Raw genomic sequence first — 18,895 nt, 5'->3', positions numbered from 1 at the left:
ACAAAAAGCCCGACCATACATCAGAGTACGACCGGGCACTCTTTTCAAAAGAGTAGCGGCAGAAAGAAAGGATGGTTTACTTCTCCTGAATGAAATCGTAGATGCGCGACACGGTAGCCCACATATCGTCCGGAAGCTCCTCGTCCGAGATGCGTTCGCAGGCTTTCCGGAGATACTCCATCTCGTCCCCCGAGAACTCCACGGCAAGCGGTTTCTCCTTCTCCACATCCCATTCGATGCGCTTGTCCTCGGCATTCTCGTGAAGACCGATGGCTTTGCGCTCCTCGTCCGGAATGGCGATCTTGCGCAGAATCTCTTTTTTGAGGTTGAAGTCCTTGAAGTTGCCCCGTGCCGGCAAAAAGGACGGCAGGTAAAGGCGGTCTTTGACTGACAGTTCCATATTATTTATGCATTTTGTACGTTACTCTTTTTTATTTCGTCGATCATGGTATCGAAATCATGAAACAGGGGTGCAAGCGGCTCTCCCATAGGAATGTTGCATGAAATAACGCCTTGTTCCATGTAGATGATACCTATCTGCGGAGCGTTCCCCGAGCCATCCGTATCCTTCTTGCGGATGGAGGCGTGGACGCGGGTCAGCGCGTCATTGACGATGGAATATTCCAACTGGTAGTCGGCATTCTCCGTGCTCTCTTCGGCAACCTTGGTTACCGTTACGTTGGTGATGTTCATAATTCGCTTCTGTTTTTATTAAGTGTAGGGATATTCCCAGCAGAAAAGTTTTTAATAAGAGTGATTTAATATCTGGTAATGGAACGAGGGGTAATTGGCGCACAATACCGTAATGGAGTCTCCCTTGGCTAACGTGTAACTGGCAAGATCCCCGTTGTGGTTACGGATATTGGTGAATACAAGGCTATTCCCCCAGTTGTAGTTGTAAATTAGGGTAAATATGCAGGCGAAGTCCGACGGCAGAGTCGAGTAACCGAACATGGTGGCCACGGACGATGCCGACGGCAGGGTCACGCTGTACTTCTGGTTGGCATAAACGAAAAAGATGTTGAACTGCGAGAAATCGATCGTGTAACCGCTGCCTGTGAAATAGACATTCTTGATCTTGTTGCCGATGCAGGCAGGGGCTATAACAGAGGCATTGGACCATATTCCGTAGTTACGGTTACCGTTTTTGACATCGATATAAAGCCCGTAGTTGTTATTAAAGATGCTGTTCACCTTGTTGTTCACAATACGTCCGGTGGCACATGATCCGCCGGCGGATGCCGGTATGGTGTTGCTGCCGAACAGGACATACGAAATGGTGTCCCCCACGCGGAACAGGTCGTCGTAGATGGCAAGGCCGCCGCCTGAGCCGGTTCCTGTCGCCGTCGAGCCGATGCGCCCCTGACCGATGACGAATCCCCCGATGGTGCCGGCATTGGCGTTGATGGTGCCCGTCATCGTGACATTTCCCGAGGCGTCCCATTTGATATTCTGGTTGGCCAGATAACCCGATCCGTCATTGGCAAAGGAGATTTTCCCGCACCCGAACGTGGCGGAACCGTCCGTGTTCAGCGCCCAATAGTTTACTCCGGTGGAAGGGTTGTCGTGGTAAATATATCCTGAAGCCCCCATAACGATGCGGTGCCCCGAGGCCGGAGCCGAAGCGGTCAGGGCGCTTGTTCCGAGAATCCAGCCGCCGATCTTGCCGCTCACGGCCGTGATACCGTTCCTGTCCAGCGTGACCTTTACGCTATTGTTCGCATCCTTGACGGAGATGCTGCCGTTATAGCTGCTCCCTCCGACAGTCAGGGCGGAATCCACGATAATCTGGTTGGCGCGTACGGTTCCCGTGTAAATGCCGTTGGCATCGATGGTGGTCGTGTATTTCTCCGTGGAGGTAAGGTCGAAGACCGTGGCATAGGCCACATACCAGATGACAGGCGTATCGGAAGTCCCCTGCGTGCCGTCCACGTAGAAGAAATGGGTGCTGGAAAAATCGGCGGTGCCGCACACGACCTTGTAGACGTATTCTTTCCAGTCGCCCGTGCCGGCGTTCGACGTAAGCCACCGGTGCGAACCTCCCGTGCCGACGCTGTTCGTCGCCCAACAGAGATTTCTGCCGGCGGGGATCTTGGCGATAATGCGGGCGACGAGCACCTTGCGGTAACCGCATTTCGCCCCGAAATAGAAGCCTCCGTTGCGAGGGCTGGCACTGCCGCTGGTCTGGATTTTCAGGACATACTTGCTGTCATTGGGTGCCGTGGCATCCTGCTGCCGGGTAACGGTCACCATACCGTTCTGGGAGTTGTTGTAAACCACGACACCGTTGTTTCCGTTCCAGAAAGTCGGGTCGCGGTAGAGCATCTTCCCGAACGCCATGGCCGAAGCGAGTTCCTGCGCCGTCGTGATGCCCGTAGTCCACTGGGCGGATACGGATGCGGCAAAGGTAACCGTGCCGGCGGCATTCCATGAGATATTACCCGAGGCTATGTGCCCAGACCCGTCGTTGTTCAGACTCCATTTCGTGGAGTTGGCGATAGATCCGTCGCTGCCCAGCGAGATGTTGTTTTTCCAGATATGGTTGTGGTCGAAGGCCCACCCCGCGATACGGTTGTATACCTCCTTGCTGCCGCTTTTGGTATAGTTCACCGAGAGGCAGAAGTATTCCAGATTGTCCCATGACATCATCTGAAGACCTATGAATCCGGTCTTGACACTGTTGCCGGATGCCGCCACCTGCCCGAGGACGATATGCCCTGCATTGCTGCTCTGATACCACGTAAGGCATATACCCAGCGGCTTGTAGGCTCCCGTGTACCAGTAACCGCTGCCCGTGGAGGCGGAACGGATTTGCAACGGGATGGCACCCACAGCTCCGACGTTCCCTATGGTCATGTTGTCACTGCCGATGGAGAAACCGCCGATCTTGCCCTTCGTGAACGTGCAGCTGAGACCGTTGATGTAATCGGTATTGATAATGGACGACTTGATACCCACGGCATCGAGTTTCGAGGCGCTGATGCTGCCCGCGGCGATACGGTCTGCCGAAAGTGTTCCCGTCTTGATACTGCCGGCATCGATCGCCACGGCGTTGACCTGCGCCGCGGTAAGGGTGCCCGTGTAAATCCCTGTCGAGCCGATATAGGTCAGCGGGTGCGCCGCAAGCGTGCTGTCCGTGCTTTGCGCCAGAGCAATGAACCGATGGCGGCGGATCTCCTCCTCGACGGCAGCCGTGAGGGTGCGCGGCGCGGGGGCATAGGCTTGTGTGGAACCGCTCTGGAAGATAAGGTCGTTGCCGTAAGCGATTTGCGGAGCTGCCGGAATCGGCGAAGGACTATAACTGCTGCTCTCTATCGGCTGGTCGGAGTAGAGGTGGTACACGGCACCCGTATCGCCGCCGCCACGCAGGAAGACGGCGAACATGCAGTAGTTGCCGCACAGCTGCGCCCCGGCGAACATCCGGCAGTAGGTCTCGGAAAGGTCATAGATATCCCATGAATAGGCAATGCCACCCCAACCGCCGAAGTTGGTTTTGATAAGTACGATCAGACCTCCTTTGTGCGTGGATGTGTTCCACGAGACCGGAGCCTGCTCGGCATATCCCCGACGGACGAGAATGGTACGTTTGATGTTCTGGTCGCCACCTTTGAAAACGACTGGATAATAGGTCGCTTCGTCGCCGTTGATGATGAGTTTCTTGTAATATCGATAGCCGAAGTTCGTAACCTTGGCCGCTTCGATGTCGTTCTTCCATTGCAGCGATACGGAAGCCCCGAACGTAACGTTCCCGGCAGTGTCCCATGCAATGTTGCCCGAGGCGATCTGCCCCGAACCGTCGTTGTTCAGTTTCCATTTCGTGGAGTTGATGATCGAGCCGTCGCTGCCCAGCGACACGTTGCCCTTGCGAATGGAAGTCGTGTCGATCGTCCAGCCGGCTATGCTGTTGCTCGAACCCAGCTGTGCCACGCAGTACCCTGCACTGTCCGTGGTATAGAGCCCGAAGTCCGTGTCGCTGTTGTAGTAGAGCTGCACCCGCTGCCCGCTAGCGACACCCGAATTGGCCCCGTACACCGCGATGCGTCTGTTGCCGCTGTCTATCGAGATATGCGTGGCAGTGAGGGCCGAAGCCCCGATCATCCAGCCGCCGATTTTTCCTTTGGTGAAGGTACAGCTCAGGCCGTTGATATAGTCCGTGTTGATGATGGAGGACCTGATGCTGGCGGCATCGAGCTTCGAGGCCGCTATACTGCCTGCCGCTATGCGGTCGGCGGAGATGGTTCCTGCGGTAATCTGCGAGGCGGTGATACTGCCGGTATAGATTCCGTCGGCCGTGATCTTCGTCAGCTTGGGATAGCCGCTGCCGCCCAAAGCCGTGGTGAGGGAGCCGATAGGTGCCGTCCACAAGGCACTGACCGTCGAGGCGAACGTGACGTTGCCCGAAGCGTCCCACGCGATGTTGCCGCCCGCGACCGCTCCGGCTCCCGAGGCATCCAGCCGCCATTTATAGCCCCGGATACCGTTCGAGCCGAGCGTAATGCTACCTGCGGCAGAGGTGCAGCTCCCCACAGTGTTGTTCTTCGTACCCCGGTAAAGGGAGTCGGCATCCACCGTCCAGCCGCCGATTTTCCCTTTTGTAACGTTCAAGGTCAGAGCTTCGATGTTTCCGGCGGTAATCAAGGAGGCTTTCAACGCCGCCGTGTCGATGCGTGCCGCAGCGATAATCCCCGATGTGATCTGGGAAGCACTGATGGAAATCGTCTTAATCGTATCGGCCGAGAGTGTTCCGGTAAAGACGCCGTCCTTGTCGATGTAGGTCGCACCGACCCAGTTCAGACTCACTCCGCTGCCGAACTCGACCTTGCCTGTCGTGGCGTTATACCTGACATACTGGTCGCCATAACCCAACTGGGCGTTACCGCCGTTATCTACATAGAAGGTTTTGTAGCCATCCCTAAATCCATAGATGCCGTTTACCGCCTCTGCGGCGATCGTTCCCGAGGAGGTCTTCGTATTGAGTGTAAACGAGCCTATGGCTATCCCGGAGACGGTGCCGTCGCTGTTTTTCGTGCCCGCAAAGAGTTTGGGGGTGATGACCGTGTTGCCGTTGATGAGCGTCTTACCCGTATTCCACTCCTTGACCCAGTCGAGCATGTCGGCATCGACCCCGTCCTTGCCCGGGATACCCGCCTTGGCTTTCGACCAGACGAACGACAGATGATAGACAATACCGGAAATTGTCACGGGAATATCTATTGTTCCGTGGTCGGCGAGGGTCGTCGTACCGGCGGTGATAACGTAGGTTAAGGTCTTCGTGCCGTTATTGACGGTAACGGATGAGAATCCCGCCGGCTTACCCACCGCACCGATGGTAAAGGCCGTGAGTTCCTCGTCCCCGCACATCACCCGTACGGTCGAGGTGAGAGTGACGGACGAGAGAATCTTCCCCGTGTCATCCGCGGGGAACACGTATTCACCCAAAGACTGGGTTATGGTATACCCGTCCTTCTGGACATAGATGGTCGCCTGTCCCCGGGCGATGAGAATCTTTGCCATGAAACCTTTTTCTGAAAGTATAGTGCGGAATGATTCCGGCAGGTTGCGGATTTTTTTTCGTGTAAATGATATTATTATAAAAAATATTTGTATTTTTGTAATTGGAAATGGTTCCGGGCGGTTCGCCGCCACGGATGAAAAGGGAATCCGGTGAGAATCCGGGACAGTACCCGTTGCTGTAAGTCCCCTCAAGGTTGCCGCAACCTGCCACTGGTGTAATGCTGGGAAGGCGCGACGACTGGGACGAGTCAGAAGACCTGCCATGACCGGAAAAGGATTTACACCCGCGGGAGAAAATCGGGTTGCGATCAGATACGGAATGCCGTAGGAGTCATTCTCATATTTGAAGACAAACATAATCCCGTTCGTGTAAACCTGCGCGAACGGGATTTTTTGTGTTTGTTAAAAATATGTTTTATTAAAAAACAAGTAAGCTATGAAAAGAAACTTACGCTTTCTGGCGGGAGCTTTCCTGTTGACGGCAACCGCCCTGTTCTCCGGCTGTAATTCAGACGATGACTTTTTGATGAATCCTCAAACTGATTCAGTAACTCCCGAAACCCGAGCCAACTTTAATGATGATGGCACTACAACCATTACATTCGATGACTTCGATGAAACATTCATGGCGGTTTCGCCTAAAGCAGAGAACTACTACACGCTTTATGGATATACTGCAGAGAACCAAATCAGGGAAATATACGATCCCGATTTTGTGTTTGTCTCCGACATGAATACTGTAACCAATTCTTATGGAGCGTATACTGAATTTTCCAGTGGTGCCATTGCGTTGTCGAAATACAATTATCGTTCTGATTCTGCTGCCGGCAAGACTTCTGGAACTAATTGGTGGTATACTTGGGAGAATCAATGTAGTGTCTATAATACAGCATCCACAGATGGGGCCAATACAGGGGCAGGTCACAGCGGTTCCAATTTTGCTGTTGTATACGGCTACTCTGATTTCGGAAATACGGAGTGGATGGCCAAACCTGAATTCTATTTTGACTCCCCTCGCAAATTCAAGGGTTTATGGTATTGTAACACAGCATATACCTATGGTGTGATTATAAATGGTAATCAGTTCGGAACATCGGGTGTTGCAACACCGTTGAGTAATCTGAAAGATTCTGACGGCAACAATATAGGATATTTCCAAGTCAACATCGAATGTTATGACGTAGATGGAAATTTGATCACCACTGTATCGAAATTGTTGGCCGACTACCGATATGATAAACCAACAGTGTCCCCCGTAACTACATGGACATATTGGGATATTAATGTAGCGGATGTGCAAAGTGTAAAATTCAATTTTGAAGGATCTGATGTCGATCCTATATATGGACTCAATACTCCGGCGTATCTTTGTATAGACGACGTTACAATAGAATAACAATTTAATATAGTTTGGCATAGAACTGATTTCAGTTCTATGCCTTTTTTATTATGAAGGCTTTCATATTTAGTATTCTTGTACTTTTGTTTTTTATTACAAGCTGTAATAAGAACGATGTAATTACTGAAGCAATAAAACAAGCTCCTATAATTGAACTCGATAGTGAGACTGGCATTTACACTATCAAAGTTGGGCGTGAACTGACAATTGCCCCGACATATAAATATGCGAATAATGCACTTTATGCATGGACAGTAGATGGAAAACTTCTTTCATCTGAATCAATATTGAAGTATACATGGAATCAGGAACAACATCTATATATCAAATTGCGAGTTGATACACCAGAGGGTTATGCGGAAGAAGAGTTAAAAGTAGAAGTATTGGAGTTAACTCCACCTACAATTTCAATCATAATCCCCTCTAAAGGATTAAAAGTGCCTCAAAACACGGATTATATTTTATCTCCAGATATTCAACATGACGATCTTGAAAATTTTAGAATTGAATGGGTACGCGATGGAGAAATCGTCGGAACAGAAAAAGCATATACGTTTCACGAAAAAGAACTCGGTACATATTCGATAACAATCCGGGCATCCAATATAGACGGAGAAACAATCCGTGATTTCGACGTAGAAGTTGTGGAAACAATGCCTTATTCCGTACGGTTTCCGACACCATCCTATACACAAACTTCTACGGATCGTTATACTTTTGCAGGGCGTCCTGTATATTTGCGGCCTTTGCTGGAATATTTCGATTATCCACAGTATCAATGGCAGGTCAATGGAAAAATTATGGAAGCCGCTACCGACAGGGTTTTTAAATTCACGCCGACGACTCCTGGAGAATATTTCGTTGCTGTTACTGTTACAGAAAAAATGCCCAACACACAGCCACTTTCACGTAACATAACACGTAGTAATACTTCAATTACAACGACAGTTAAGGTTATTTGTGAAGAAAAAACGGAACAAGAACGCTATCGGCAAGCGACAGCGACAAGTTCAGGTATTTGGGATAAGGTTTATGAATTCATTCCTGCTCCCGGACAGTTTATTAATGAGTTATCCCAAAATACCGGATTTATAGGAAATGAAACGACGCCCCAACAAGCCATAGAGTATGCAACGAAACGATTGAACAAAAAAGCGCATGTTTCACTGGGATCTTTCGGTGGTTATATCATCATCGGTTTTGACCATAGTATTGCTCCGAGTGGCCGAGAATACGATTTTGCAATACAAGGAAATGCTTTTAACAGTTCGAGCGGTGGCTCAAATGAGCCGGGCATTGTTTGGGTAATGCAAGATATAAATGGCAATGGCCAGCCAGACGATGAATGGTATGAATTAAAAGGATCTGAAACCGGCATCGATGGTACAATACAAGACTACGAAGTAACTTACTATAGACCTGCACCCAGAGCACATACTCCGTGGGTAGATAGTGAAGGTAATTCAGGTTCTGTCGATATGAATGCATACCATGGCCAAGAATATTATTATCCCAATTGGATTAAAGAAGATAGCTATACATTATATGGGACGCGTCTGACTCCTCGCAACAATCAAGATCCCGTTACAGGATATTGGGCGAATAACGCTTATGAGTGGGGGTATGTGGATAATATGGGTTCAGATAATCTGGTAGGAGGAAATGTCATTGATGGTAGCGGTCAGCGCAACGGATTCAAAATAGCCAATGCAATATATCATGACGGGACTCCAGTAAAATTGCAATATATAGACTTTATCAAAGTTCAGTGTGGAGTATTATCGAAAAGTGGTTGGCTTGGAGAGATATCCACAGAAGTATTTTCATTTGAAGACTTATCAATAACTAATAATCAATAATATGAGACAGTTTTGGCTTTTACTATTCATTGCCCCATTTCTTTTTTTATCATGTTCAGAAGATAATCAGACTCCAGAAAGTCCTGCTGATGCCGATGACAATTTTATCACATCAGTCGTGATGACTGTGGCAAGTCAATCCTATACAGCGGAAATAATTGACAATATAATTACCATAACAGTTCCATATACTGTTTCGTTAAATAATGCTCAAGTCGAATTCAAATACACATCCTCGGCAACAATTATTCCCGATCCGGCAAGCATTACTGACTGGGATACGGAACGAACGTTTCGTGTAACCTCTTACAATGGAGAAGCGAATGATTATACATATAAAGTCATTAAAGACGAGATTCGCTATGAAGGGGATGTGGAATTGAAGACAACAGCGGATGTTACGGCTTTCATTGATACGGACGTAACGGTTATCAAAGGTGATTTGATTATCGGGTCGGATGCTGAGGATGCAGAAGAATTGTCGGATATCGCCGCATTAAAAATATTGAAGGAAGTCGAAGGAAACATCATCATTCGGAAAAGTTATGTTGGACAAGATCTTACGGGACTTGATAATATCACTTCAATTGGAGGTTTGCAAATAGGAACTGAAACTGCCTTTGCGACCAACAGTAAATTGCAGATGGTCAGTATGAGATCTTTGCAGCATATTACTGGCGACATCGTTGTCTGCAACAATCAAGTAGCATATGTGCAATTCGACAACCTTGAAACGATTGATGGAAATATAATATTCAGGACTTCATCTCTACAAAGTTTTGAATTCCCTAAATTAACCACTGTCGTAAAGGATTTTGATCTCCAGTGTCTGACAAGTGACGGAGAACCAGGAGGAGAAATCACATCTTTGAGAATTCCTGAATTGACAAAAGTAAACGGTCGCTTAGGGGTTAATAATTTAGGCAAAATGATTTCTTTGGAATTTCCGAAATTACAAGAAGTTGGAAGTGTGGATTTTGCTTCTATACCGATTCCGTTGGAGACCCTTTCATTGCCGGAATTATCGGTAGTAAACGGCGACCTTAATCTCGTTTCCAGTTATATTGCGTCCGATGCTTTTACATCTACGGGAAATAATAAATTACAAGAAATAGATGGACTGTCTAACTTGTCGATTGTTAAAGGCACATTGACAATATCTAAATTCCAAGTCTTGAAAAAATTGCCGGATTGGAGTAAATTAGAACAACTCGGAGGACTGACCTTGCTGCGTTTATTGGAGTGTTCTGATCGAATTTTAGATTTGAGCAAAGTAAATTTTGTACCTTTTGAGGATAACGAACCTTTAATTTCTATTACAGACGGGACTATATTCTCAAAAATTATCACAAAAGAGGATATGTCGCAAGTTAGCATGTTTCTAGCTCCGAGCGGTATTACCGGTTCAAGTGTTGGAATAGATCCAGAATTGAATTTTAAGAGTATTAAGAATTTTAAGTATTCTAGCAATATGACAACAGATCCTGTATTCCAATTTGAACGAGTTTACGGGAATATGGAAATTATAAGAGGTTCAAAAAAAGGCGTTTCAGCCCCTAACTTGGTAAGTGTAGATGGATATTTAAGCATCGAAACTACAATGGCAAACAATATCTCGTTCCCGAAATTGGAAATTGTCGGAGGTCAGTTATGTATTATCGGTAATCTGAACGCTGTTTCTAACTATGATTATGATTTTACGAATTTAAAGTCAGTCGGTTGTTCAAGCAATCCTCAATATATCAAAGAAGGGGTGATTAATAATATTTTATATGGTTCTTTAGATTTTATGGCATCAAATAAAGATTTTACATTTCCGTCATTGGAACATGTCGGGGGTGTTGGTATGACTGTTCGTACCGTAAAAACTATTTCATGCCCCAAATTGCAGGCCATTGATGGAACACTTTGTGCTGCAAATGCAGCATCGCTTACGACTTTCAATATGCCAACTTTAACAAAACTCTCAGGAGTTCGATTTATCCGGTTGACACGGTTTGTTGATTATACGTTCTTCAAATCTTTTGTAGAAGAAGAGCAAATCAAGAAAGAAGACTGGCTTGTAACCAATTGCGGTTATAACCCCACCTACGAGGATATGCAAGCCGGTCGCTATACCCAGCAGTAACACCCATTATTTTACAAGGGAACAGGGTACTGGCCAAAAGACCGGTACTCTTTCCCGTTTATAACAAGCCAATGAAACATCTGATACGACATATCATTCTTCTATGCGGGTTGCCGCTGTTGCTGGCGGGCTGCATGGAGTGGGACTACGGAGATGCGGTGGAAGATTTCAACGCTACCGGAGCCGGGTTGTTCATCACCAACGAGGGCAACTTCCAGTACGGCAATGCCACGTTGTCGTACTACGACCCCGAAACCCAACAGGTGCAGAATGAAGTGTTCTTCCGTGCCAACGGCATGAAGCTGGGCGACGTGGCGCAATCGATGTGCATCCACGACAATAAGGGCTGGGTCGTGGTGAACAATTCCCACGTGATTTTCGCCATCGACCTCAATACGTTCAAAGAGGTGGGCCGTATCACGAACCTGACTTCGCCGCGCTATATCCATTTCCTCAGCGACGAGAAAGCCTATGTCACCCAATTGTGGGACAACCGCATCTTCATCATCAACCCCAAGAAATATGAAATCACCGGTTACATCCAGGTGCCGGACATGACGATGGAAAGCGGCTCCACGGAGCAGATGGTGCAGTATGGCAAATATGTCTATTGCAACTGCTGGTCGTACCAAAACCGCATCATCAAGATCGATACCGAAACGGATCAGGTGGTAGAAGAACTGAAAGTCGGCATCCAGCCCACCTCGCTGGTAATGGACAAGAACCACAAGATGTGGACGATCACCGACGGTGGGTACGAGGGTTCGCCCTACGGCTACGAAGCCCCGTCTCTCTACCGCATCGATGCCGAGACGTTCACCGTAGAGAAGCAGTTCAAGTTCAAGATGGGCGACTGGCCTTCGGAGGTGCAGCTCAACGGTACGGGCGACAAGCTCTACTGGATCAACAAGGACATATGGTCGATGGACGTGGATGCGGAACGTGTTCCCGTGCGCCCGTTCCTCGAATACAGCGGTACGATTTATTACGGCCTGACCGTCGACCCCGTGCGTGGCGATGTCTACGTGGCCGATGCCATCGACTACCAGCAGCAGGGCATTGTCTACCGCTACTCGTCCGAAGGTGAACTGATCGATGAATTCTATGTCGGGATAATCCCCGGCGCATTTTGTTGGAAGTGATGGGCAGGATACGACACCTATACCATCTCATCTTCGTTACCAAAGGACGCAAGATGACGATTCCGACAACGGGAAAAGGATTGATGCTCGAGCGGATGACACGGATTTTTACAGGGAAAGGTTGCCGCGTACATGCCGCCAATGCCTTTCTCAACCACGTGCATGTACTTGTCGAGATTCCGAATTCCGGGGATTTCAGCAAGATCGTGAACAAGGTGAAAGGCGCCACGGGAACGGTATACCAGAAAACCCCGGAATATGCCGACTTCTCCGGTTGGGCTGCCGGATTCGACTCGTTCAGCGTGTCGTTCAGCGACCTTCACCGGCTCAGACGGCACATCGAGGAGCAGCATACAATCCATCAGGAGATCTCGTTCGAGGAAGAATACGGACAACTGCTTGAAGAGAATGGGTTCGACCCGCATCAAACGTCCGTGCCGGCATCCTCCACGGTACATTTTTCCGCGAATACCCACCCTAAAAACGGAATCAAATGATTTATACGAAATACATACTTTTCTCGCTACTGCTCGTCTGTCCGTCCGTATTGTCCGCGCAGGGAATCACACGACGCATCCACCAGATAGACGAGGTCACGGTGTGGGGCAAACGCCCGATGAAAGAAATCGGCGTGCAGAAGACGAAGTTCGACTCGCTCGCACTGAAAGAGAACATTGCCTTATCGATGGCCGACATTCTGACGTTCAATTCGTCCGTGTTCGTCAAGAGTTACGGACGCGCCACGCTCTCCACCGTTGCTTTCCGCGGCACGTCGCCCAGCCACACGCAGGTGACGTGGAACGGCATGCGCATCAACAATCCCATGCTGGGTATGACCGACTTTTCCACCATACCGTCCTACTTCATAGATCAGGCCTCGCTGCTTCATGGCACGTCGTCGGTGAATGAAACGGGCGGCGGACTCGGCGGACTTGTCAAACTCGGTACTACGCCGCAGGTCGGCGAGGGCTTCCATGCCCAATACGTGCAGGGCATCGGGTCGTTCCGCACGTTCGACGAGTTCGCCCGCTTCACCTACGGCAGCGACCGATGGCAGGTCTCGACCCGCGCGGTCTATTCGTCGTCGCCCAACGATTACAAGTACACCAACCACGACAAGAAGATAAATATCTACGACGAGGAGAAGAACATCATCGGACAGTATCATCCCAAGGAACGCAACCGATCGGGTTCGTTCAAGGACCTGCACCTGTTGCAGGAGGTATATTACAACACCCTGAAAGGCGACCGTTTCGGGTTGAACGCATGGTATATCAACTCCAACCGGGAACTGCCGATGCTCACGACCGATTACGGCGATGAGACCGCCTTCGAGAACCGCCAGCGGGAGCAGACGTTTCGTGGTGTCCTGTCATGGGACCATATCAAAGAGAAATGGAAAGTCGGCGTGAAAGGCGGTTATATCCATACGTGGATGGCCTACGACTACCGTCGTGAGGTGGCGCCGGACAACTGGGCCTCCATGACCCGTTCGCGGAGCAAGATAAACACGTTCTACGGACAGGCGGAAGCGGAATACTCGCCCGGCAGGAAATGGTTCTTCACCTCGAACGTATCCGTGTACCAGCATCTCGTGCGCAGCGAAGACAAGAACATCATCCTTCAGGATGGCAACAAAGCCGTCGTCGGATATGACAAGGGGCGTGTCGAGCTCTCCGGTTCTGTATCGGCCAAATGGCAGCCTGTCGAGCCGTTGGGCTTGTCGCTGGTCTTGCGCGAGGAGATGTCGGGCGACAAATGGGCTCCGCTCATCCCGGCATTCTTCATCGACGGACTGATTTCGCGCAAAGGGAACGTGATGGTGAAAGCCTCCGTATCGCGCAACTATCGTTTTCCGACTTTGAACGACCTCTACTTTCTGCCGGGCGGCAACCCCGACCTTAAAAACGAACACGGCTTCAGCTATGACGCCGGAGTGAGTTTCGATGTCGGCAAAAAGGGGGTATATAAACTGGGCGGCAGCGCAAGCTGGTTCGACTCCTACATCGACGACTGGATCATCTGGCTGCCGACGACCAAGGGGTTCTTCTCGCCGCGCAACGTGAAGAAAGTCCATGCCTACGGTGTCGAAGTGAAGGCCAACCTTGCCGTGCAGCCGGCAAAGGACTGGCTGATAGACCTGAACGGTTCCTATTCGTGGACCCCCTCCATCAACGAGGGCGAAAAGATGTCGCCCGCCGACCAGTCGGTGGGAAAACAACTGCCTTACGTGCCGGAGCACTCCGCCTCGCTGACAGGACGGCTGTCATGGCGGACGTGGGCGTTCCTCTACAAGTGGGCTTACTACTCGGAACGTTTCACCATGTCGAGCAACGATTACACGCTGACAGGCCACCTGCCCCGGTATTTCATGAGCAATATCTCACTGGAGAAAATGCTGTCGTTCAAACCGCTGGATGTACAGTTGAAACTTGCCGTCAATAACCTGTTCAACGAGGACTATCTCTCGGTGCTGTCGCGTCCTATGCCCGGCATCAACTTCGAGTTCTTCATCGGCATCACCCCGAAATTCGGGAAAAGCAGAAAATAATGTAAACGTAAATAAGGTAATGATATGAAAGTATTAAAGAATTTGAGCCTGATGGTGCTGCTTGCGCTGGCATTTGCAGGCTGTCGTGGCAAGAGTTCCCAACTTGCCGATTTCAACAAACAGCTTTACGCTCCCGAATATGCCTCGGGATTCAAGATTGAAAGAGCAGACGGCAGACAGAGCGTGCTGGTTTCCGTCATGAATCCGTGGCAGGGCGCGGATAGCGTCACCACCCGGTTGTTCATCTCCCGTAACGGGGAACCCGTTCCCGAGGGTTTCGACGGGCAGGTCCTCGAAGGGGATGCGCAGCGCATCGTGGCGATGTCCTCGACCCATATCGCCATGCTCGACGCCATCGGCGAGACGGCACGTGTGGTCGGCGTTTCGGGACTCGACTATATCTCCAATCCCGACATTCAGGCACGCCGCGACAGCATCGGCGACGTGGGTTACGAGGGAAATATCAATTATGAACTTCTGTTGTCGCTCGACCCTGACCTTGTGCTGCTTTTCGGCGTGAACGGGGCCAGTGCGATGGAGAGCAAACTCAAGGAGCTCGGCATCCCGTTCATGTATGTCGGCGATTATCTCGAAGAATCTCCGCTGGGCAAAGCCGAATGGCTGGTGGCGCTTTCGGAGGTCGTCGGGAAACGCGCGAAGGGCGAAAAGGTATTCGCGGATATTCCGATCCGATACAATGCGCTGAAACAGAAAGTGTCCGGTGCCGTTCTCGATGCCCCGTCGGTCATGCTCAATACGCCCTACGGCGATTCGTGGTTCATGCCCTCGACGGAAAACTATGCCGTGCGGCTGATTACCGACGCCGGAGGCGACTACATCTACAAGAAGAACACGGGCAACTCTTCGACGCCTATCGACTTGGAGGAGGCATACCTGCTCGCTTCGGAGGCCGATATGTGGCTGAACGTCGGCATGGCGAACACACTCGACGAACTGAAAGCCGCCTGCCCGAAGTTCGCCGATACCCGCTGCGTCCGAAACGGCTATGTCTATAACAACAACGCCCGCACCAATGCCGCCGGAGGCAACGACTACTACGAATCGGCCGTCGTGAATCCCGACCTTCTTCTGCGCGACCTCGTGAAGATATTCCACCCCGAGTTGGTCGAAGAAGATTTCGTATACTACAAACAACTGAAATAGATGCGTTCACGCCCCGTCATCCTGTTCACCGCGTTGTCCGTGCTTACGGTCGGCCTCTTCCTGTTGGATTTGGCTGTGGGCGCGGTTCGCATTCCCGTCGGCGACGTATGGGCGGCCCTGACGGGCGGCGACTGCCCGCGGACTACGGCGAAAATCGTACTGAACATACGGCTGATAAAGGCGGTTGTGGCTCTGCTGGCCGGGGCGGCGCTATCGGTCAGCGGCTTGCAGATGCAGACATTGTTCCGCAATCCGCTGGCCGGCCCCTACGTGCTGGGCATCAGCTCGGGTGCAAGCCTCGGCGTGGCGCTCGTGGTGCTGGCAGGCGTCGGCTCGTCGATAGGCATCGCCGGAGCGGCTTGGCTGGGTGCGGCCGTCGTGCTGCTCGTAATCGCTGCCGTCGGACACCGCATAAAGGACATTATGGTGATATTGATTTTGGGTATGATGTTCTCGTCAGGCGTGAGCGCTGTCGTGCAGATATTGCAATATCTGAGCAAAGAGGAGGCGTTAAAGGCGTTCGTCATCTGGACGATGGGGTCGCTCGGCGACGTGACGGTGCCGCAGCTCGCCATCCTCCTTCCGTCGGTCATCGTCGGGTTGCTGCTGGCCGTATGGACGATCAAACCGCTCAACCTCCTGCTCTTCGGCGAGGAATATGCCGTAACGATGGGACTGAATATCCGCCGTTCGCGCGGTCTGCTGTTTCTCTCGACGACGCTGCTGGCCGGCACGGTAACGGCTTTCTGCGGCCCGATCGGCTTCATCGGTCTTGCCATGCCTCACGTCGCGCGGATGCTCTTCCGCGAGGCCGACCACCGCGTGCTCCTGCCGGGAACCCTTCTCTCGGGGGCGGCGGTATTGCTTCTTTGCGATATCGTTTCCAAAATGTTCACTTTGCCCGTAAATGCCATTACCGCACTGCTGGGAATCCCGATAGTCGTATGGGTGGTTTTACGCAATAAATCGATGACGGTATGATAGAACTGTGCGATTTTTCCATAGGCTACGCAGAGAAGAGGCTTCTCGATAAGGTCGATGCCTCTTTCAAAAGAGGACAGCTGACTGCCCTTATTGGCAGGAACGGCACGGGGAAATCTACACTTCTCCGTGCCATAGCCGGACTGAATCATAATTATTGCGGTAAAATCCTGCTCGACGGACATTGTATCGCAAACATGAGAACTCCGGAGAAGGCAAGGCAACTGGCATTTGTCACGACCGAGCGCACACGCATCGCCAACCTGCGGTGCGAGGATGTCGTGGCTATCGGCCGCGCCCCTTACACCAACTGGATCGGCCGCATGCAGCCTCAAGATAGGGAAATCGTCATGCGGTCGCTCTCTTCGGTCGGAATGGAGGCGTATGCCGGCCGCACGATGGATAAGATGTCGGACGGTGAATGCCAGCGCATTATGATAGCCCGTGCTCTGGCTCAGGAAACGCCCGTCATCCTGTTGGACGAGCCGACCTCGTTTCTTGACATGCCCAACCGTTACGAATTGTGTTCCCTGCTCGCACGGTTAGCGCATGCTGAGGGCAAATGCATTCTGTTCTCCACTCACGAACTGGATATAGCCCTCTCGCTGAGTGACAGAATAGCCCTTATCGATACGCCCGTCCTTCACTGTCTGCCGACCTCCGAAATGATCCGCAGCGGGCATATCGAGCGGCTGTTCAACAATGCCGCCGTACAATTCGACCCCGTGAGCGGGATCGTGAAATCCATGCCAAGAGACTGACTTTCCTGTCGGGAAACACGTCAGACGCAATGAGGGTGTCCCAAAAAGTATTTGGCACCCTCGTATTCGTTGTAAGACATGTCGTTTATTTCGATACCTCGCACATCAGCACGCCTTTCCCCGTCACATCGGCTTTCGAGACCGTGATGGATTTTCCCGTGTAGGTCTTCACGACGGAAGTCCCGGCAGAGTTCCACAGTTTCCATGTATAGGTATAAGCTGTCCCGCCCGTGTCGATTTCCTCACCGCCCCTGTATAACACGGCTTTGGCATCCACGTCATTGCCGTTGTTCTTGATGGTGAACCCCTTCTGGCTGACCAGATCAACCGTGATGGGGTCGGACATATCCGTGAAGGAGATGATGTCGCAGACGACCTTGTTCGCCGAGGCGTTGCCCGCCGAGGTGTCCGTATCCTTGATGGCGCACTTGAAGGTCTCGAAGTTGAGAACGGCATCTGCCGTAATCGTGATTTCGTTTGTCGTCCAGCCTGCCGTCACGCCCCGAGGATTGGTCGAGGTAAGGCATGCCCAGCCGGCACCCAGCATGGAGTTGTAGTAGGGACACGAAACGGCGGCTCCCGATGCGGCTGCGGCACTCAGTGCGGAGGTCAGCGTCACGACCTTCGTGGAGGCGTTGACTGCCGAAATGGTGTACTGTGCCGATCCTATGGTTATCCTGCCTCCCGCCTCCATGTTCATTACCGAAGCGACCGTTATGGTCGTGGCTCCGGCTGCCGCGGCAGCTGTCAGTGTCGTGCCCGCGAATACCGCCGAATCCTTGATGCCCCACGCGTAGGTGACGTTCGTCGTGTCGATAGAGGCTCCGCGCCACAGGTCGCAATGCGCCCTGAGCGTCGCCACCTCGTCGTTCTTGAATACGATGCCGTCGGGTGCATACGCCACGGCGGCGATCATCGCTCCGGCGTTCAGGTGCTGCGTGAACTGAATCTCCGCCCGGAACGGAATCTCCAGCCCGTTGGCGTCGATGTAAACCGCCTCGAAAGTATAACGCACTTGCGGAGCGGAAACGGTCATGTGGTTGGCTTTGACGGTAAGGGCATACTTGGCCGATGCCGCGCCGATGGTGCAGCTGTCCTGTCCGGAGACGATCGCCGTACCGTTCTTGTACCACTTGGCCGAGCCGCTCTTCACGCCTGCCGTAAGCGTCGCGGCATTGCCTACCGAGGTGATCTGGTCGGTCGCCGCCTGACCGCTGACGAAGAGCGAAGGGGTAAGTACCAGATAGGGAGAAGCCGCCCACGAAGGGGCATAGGCATTGTTGTCTCTGTTGTACACCTGTGTCAGGGGCTGCGAGGAGCCGATGAATGCCTGCAACGATACCGCGTCGTTCTGGTCGATGATGGTGACCTGCCCGCGGGCTACTTTTACTGCCAT

General features: G+C 51.4%; 13 protein-coding genes and 1 riboswitch. Of the genes, 9 read left to right on the top strand and 4 right to left on the bottom strand.

Annotated features, from left to right (window positions below; genetic code table 11):
* Positions 1-76 precede the first annotated feature (76 nt).
* The 3 genes from H8S52_RS03305 to H8S52_RS03295 are packed head-to-tail and all read right to left on the bottom strand — an operon-like array spanning position 77 to position 5,514.
* Positions 77-400, bottom strand: a complete 324-nt coding sequence (locus H8S52_RS03305; RefSeq protein WP_004293577.1) for a hypothetical protein — start codon at positions 398-400, stop codon at positions 77-79.
* Between the two features lie 5 nt (positions 401-405).
* Positions 406-693 (bottom strand): hypothetical protein, encoded by a 288-nt coding sequence (locus H8S52_RS03300; RefSeq protein ID WP_004293578.1) that lies wholly within the window; start codon positions 691-693, stop codon positions 406-408.
* 51 nt (positions 694-744) lie between these two features.
* Positions 745-5,514 (bottom strand): hypothetical protein, encoded by a 4,770-nt coding sequence (locus H8S52_RS03295; protein WP_004293579.1) that lies wholly within the window; start codon positions 5,512-5,514, stop codon positions 745-747.
* A gap of 91 nt (positions 5,515-5,605) precedes the next feature.
* Positions 5,606-5,794, top strand: a riboswitch (cobalamin riboswitch).
* Positions 5,795-5,950: 156 nt separating this feature from the next.
* Here H8S52_RS03295 and H8S52_RS03290 point away from each other — a divergent pair.
* From H8S52_RS03290 to H8S52_RS03250, 9 genes are all read left to right on the top strand, one after another.
* Positions 5,951-6,910, top strand: coding sequence for a DUF4465 domain-containing protein (locus H8S52_RS03290; RefSeq protein ID WP_117901649.1), 960 nt, complete (start codon positions 5,951-5,953; stop codon positions 6,908-6,910).
* 53 nt (positions 6,911-6,963) lie between these two features.
* Entirely contained in the window at positions 6,964-8,772 is a 1,809-nt protein-coding gene (locus H8S52_RS03285) for a PKD-like domain-containing protein (protein ID WP_087393864.1), read from the top strand.
* Position 8,773: 1 nt separating this feature from the next.
* Positions 8,774-10,900: a hypothetical protein gene (locus tag H8S52_RS03280; protein ID WP_008142913.1), complete on the top strand. Its 2,127-nt coding sequence runs from the start codon at positions 8,774-8,776 to the stop codon at positions 10,898-10,900.
* A 71-nt stretch (positions 10,901-10,971) separates the two neighbouring features.
* Entirely contained in the window at positions 10,972-12,042 is a 1,071-nt protein-coding gene (locus tag H8S52_RS03275) for a glutaminyl-peptide cyclotransferase (protein ID WP_004293583.1), read from the top strand.
* Positions 12,042-12,539, top strand: coding sequence for a transposase (locus tag H8S52_RS03270; protein ID WP_004303978.1), 498 nt, complete (start codon positions 12,042-12,044; stop codon positions 12,537-12,539). The genes H8S52_RS03275 and H8S52_RS03270 overlap by 1 nt, the downstream gene beginning before the upstream one ends.
* Positions 12,536-14,593 (top strand): TonB-dependent receptor, encoded by a 2,058-nt coding sequence (locus H8S52_RS03265; RefSeq protein ID WP_004293585.1) that lies wholly within the window; start codon positions 12,536-12,538, stop codon positions 14,591-14,593. The genes H8S52_RS03270 and H8S52_RS03265 overlap by 4 nt, the downstream gene beginning before the upstream one ends.
* Positions 14,594-14,617: 24 nt before the next feature.
* Positions 14,618-15,757 (top strand): ABC transporter substrate-binding protein, encoded by a 1,140-nt coding sequence (locus tag H8S52_RS03260; protein ID WP_004293586.1) that lies wholly within the window; start codon positions 14,618-14,620, stop codon positions 15,755-15,757.
* Positions 15,758-16,738, top strand: coding sequence for an iron ABC transporter permease (locus tag H8S52_RS03255; RefSeq protein WP_004293587.1), 981 nt, complete (start codon positions 15,758-15,760; stop codon positions 16,736-16,738).
* Positions 16,735-17,499: an ABC transporter ATP-binding protein gene (locus H8S52_RS03250; protein WP_004293588.1), complete on the top strand. Its 765-nt coding sequence runs from the start codon at positions 16,735-16,737 to the stop codon at positions 17,497-17,499. Before H8S52_RS03255 ends, H8S52_RS03250 begins: the two co-directional genes overlap by 4 nt.
* 85 nt (positions 17,500-17,584) lie before the next feature.
* Here the strand turns inward: H8S52_RS03250 and H8S52_RS03245 are convergent, their stop codons facing one another.
* The gene (locus H8S52_RS03245) at positions 17,585-18,895 is read right to left on the bottom strand and encodes a hypothetical protein (protein WP_004293589.1); all 1,311 of its coding nucleotides are present in this window, start codon (positions 18,893-18,895) and stop codon (positions 17,585-17,587) included.

The sequence above is a fragment of the Bacteroides sp. NSJ-48 genome (assembly GCF_014287405.1).
Taxonomy (GTDB): domain Bacteria; phylum Bacteroidota; class Bacteroidia; order Bacteroidales; family Bacteroidaceae; genus Bacteroides; species Bacteroides stercoris.
The sequence above is the reverse complement of the archived record's forward strand: the minus strand, read 5'-3'. Positions and strand labels throughout refer to the sequence as shown.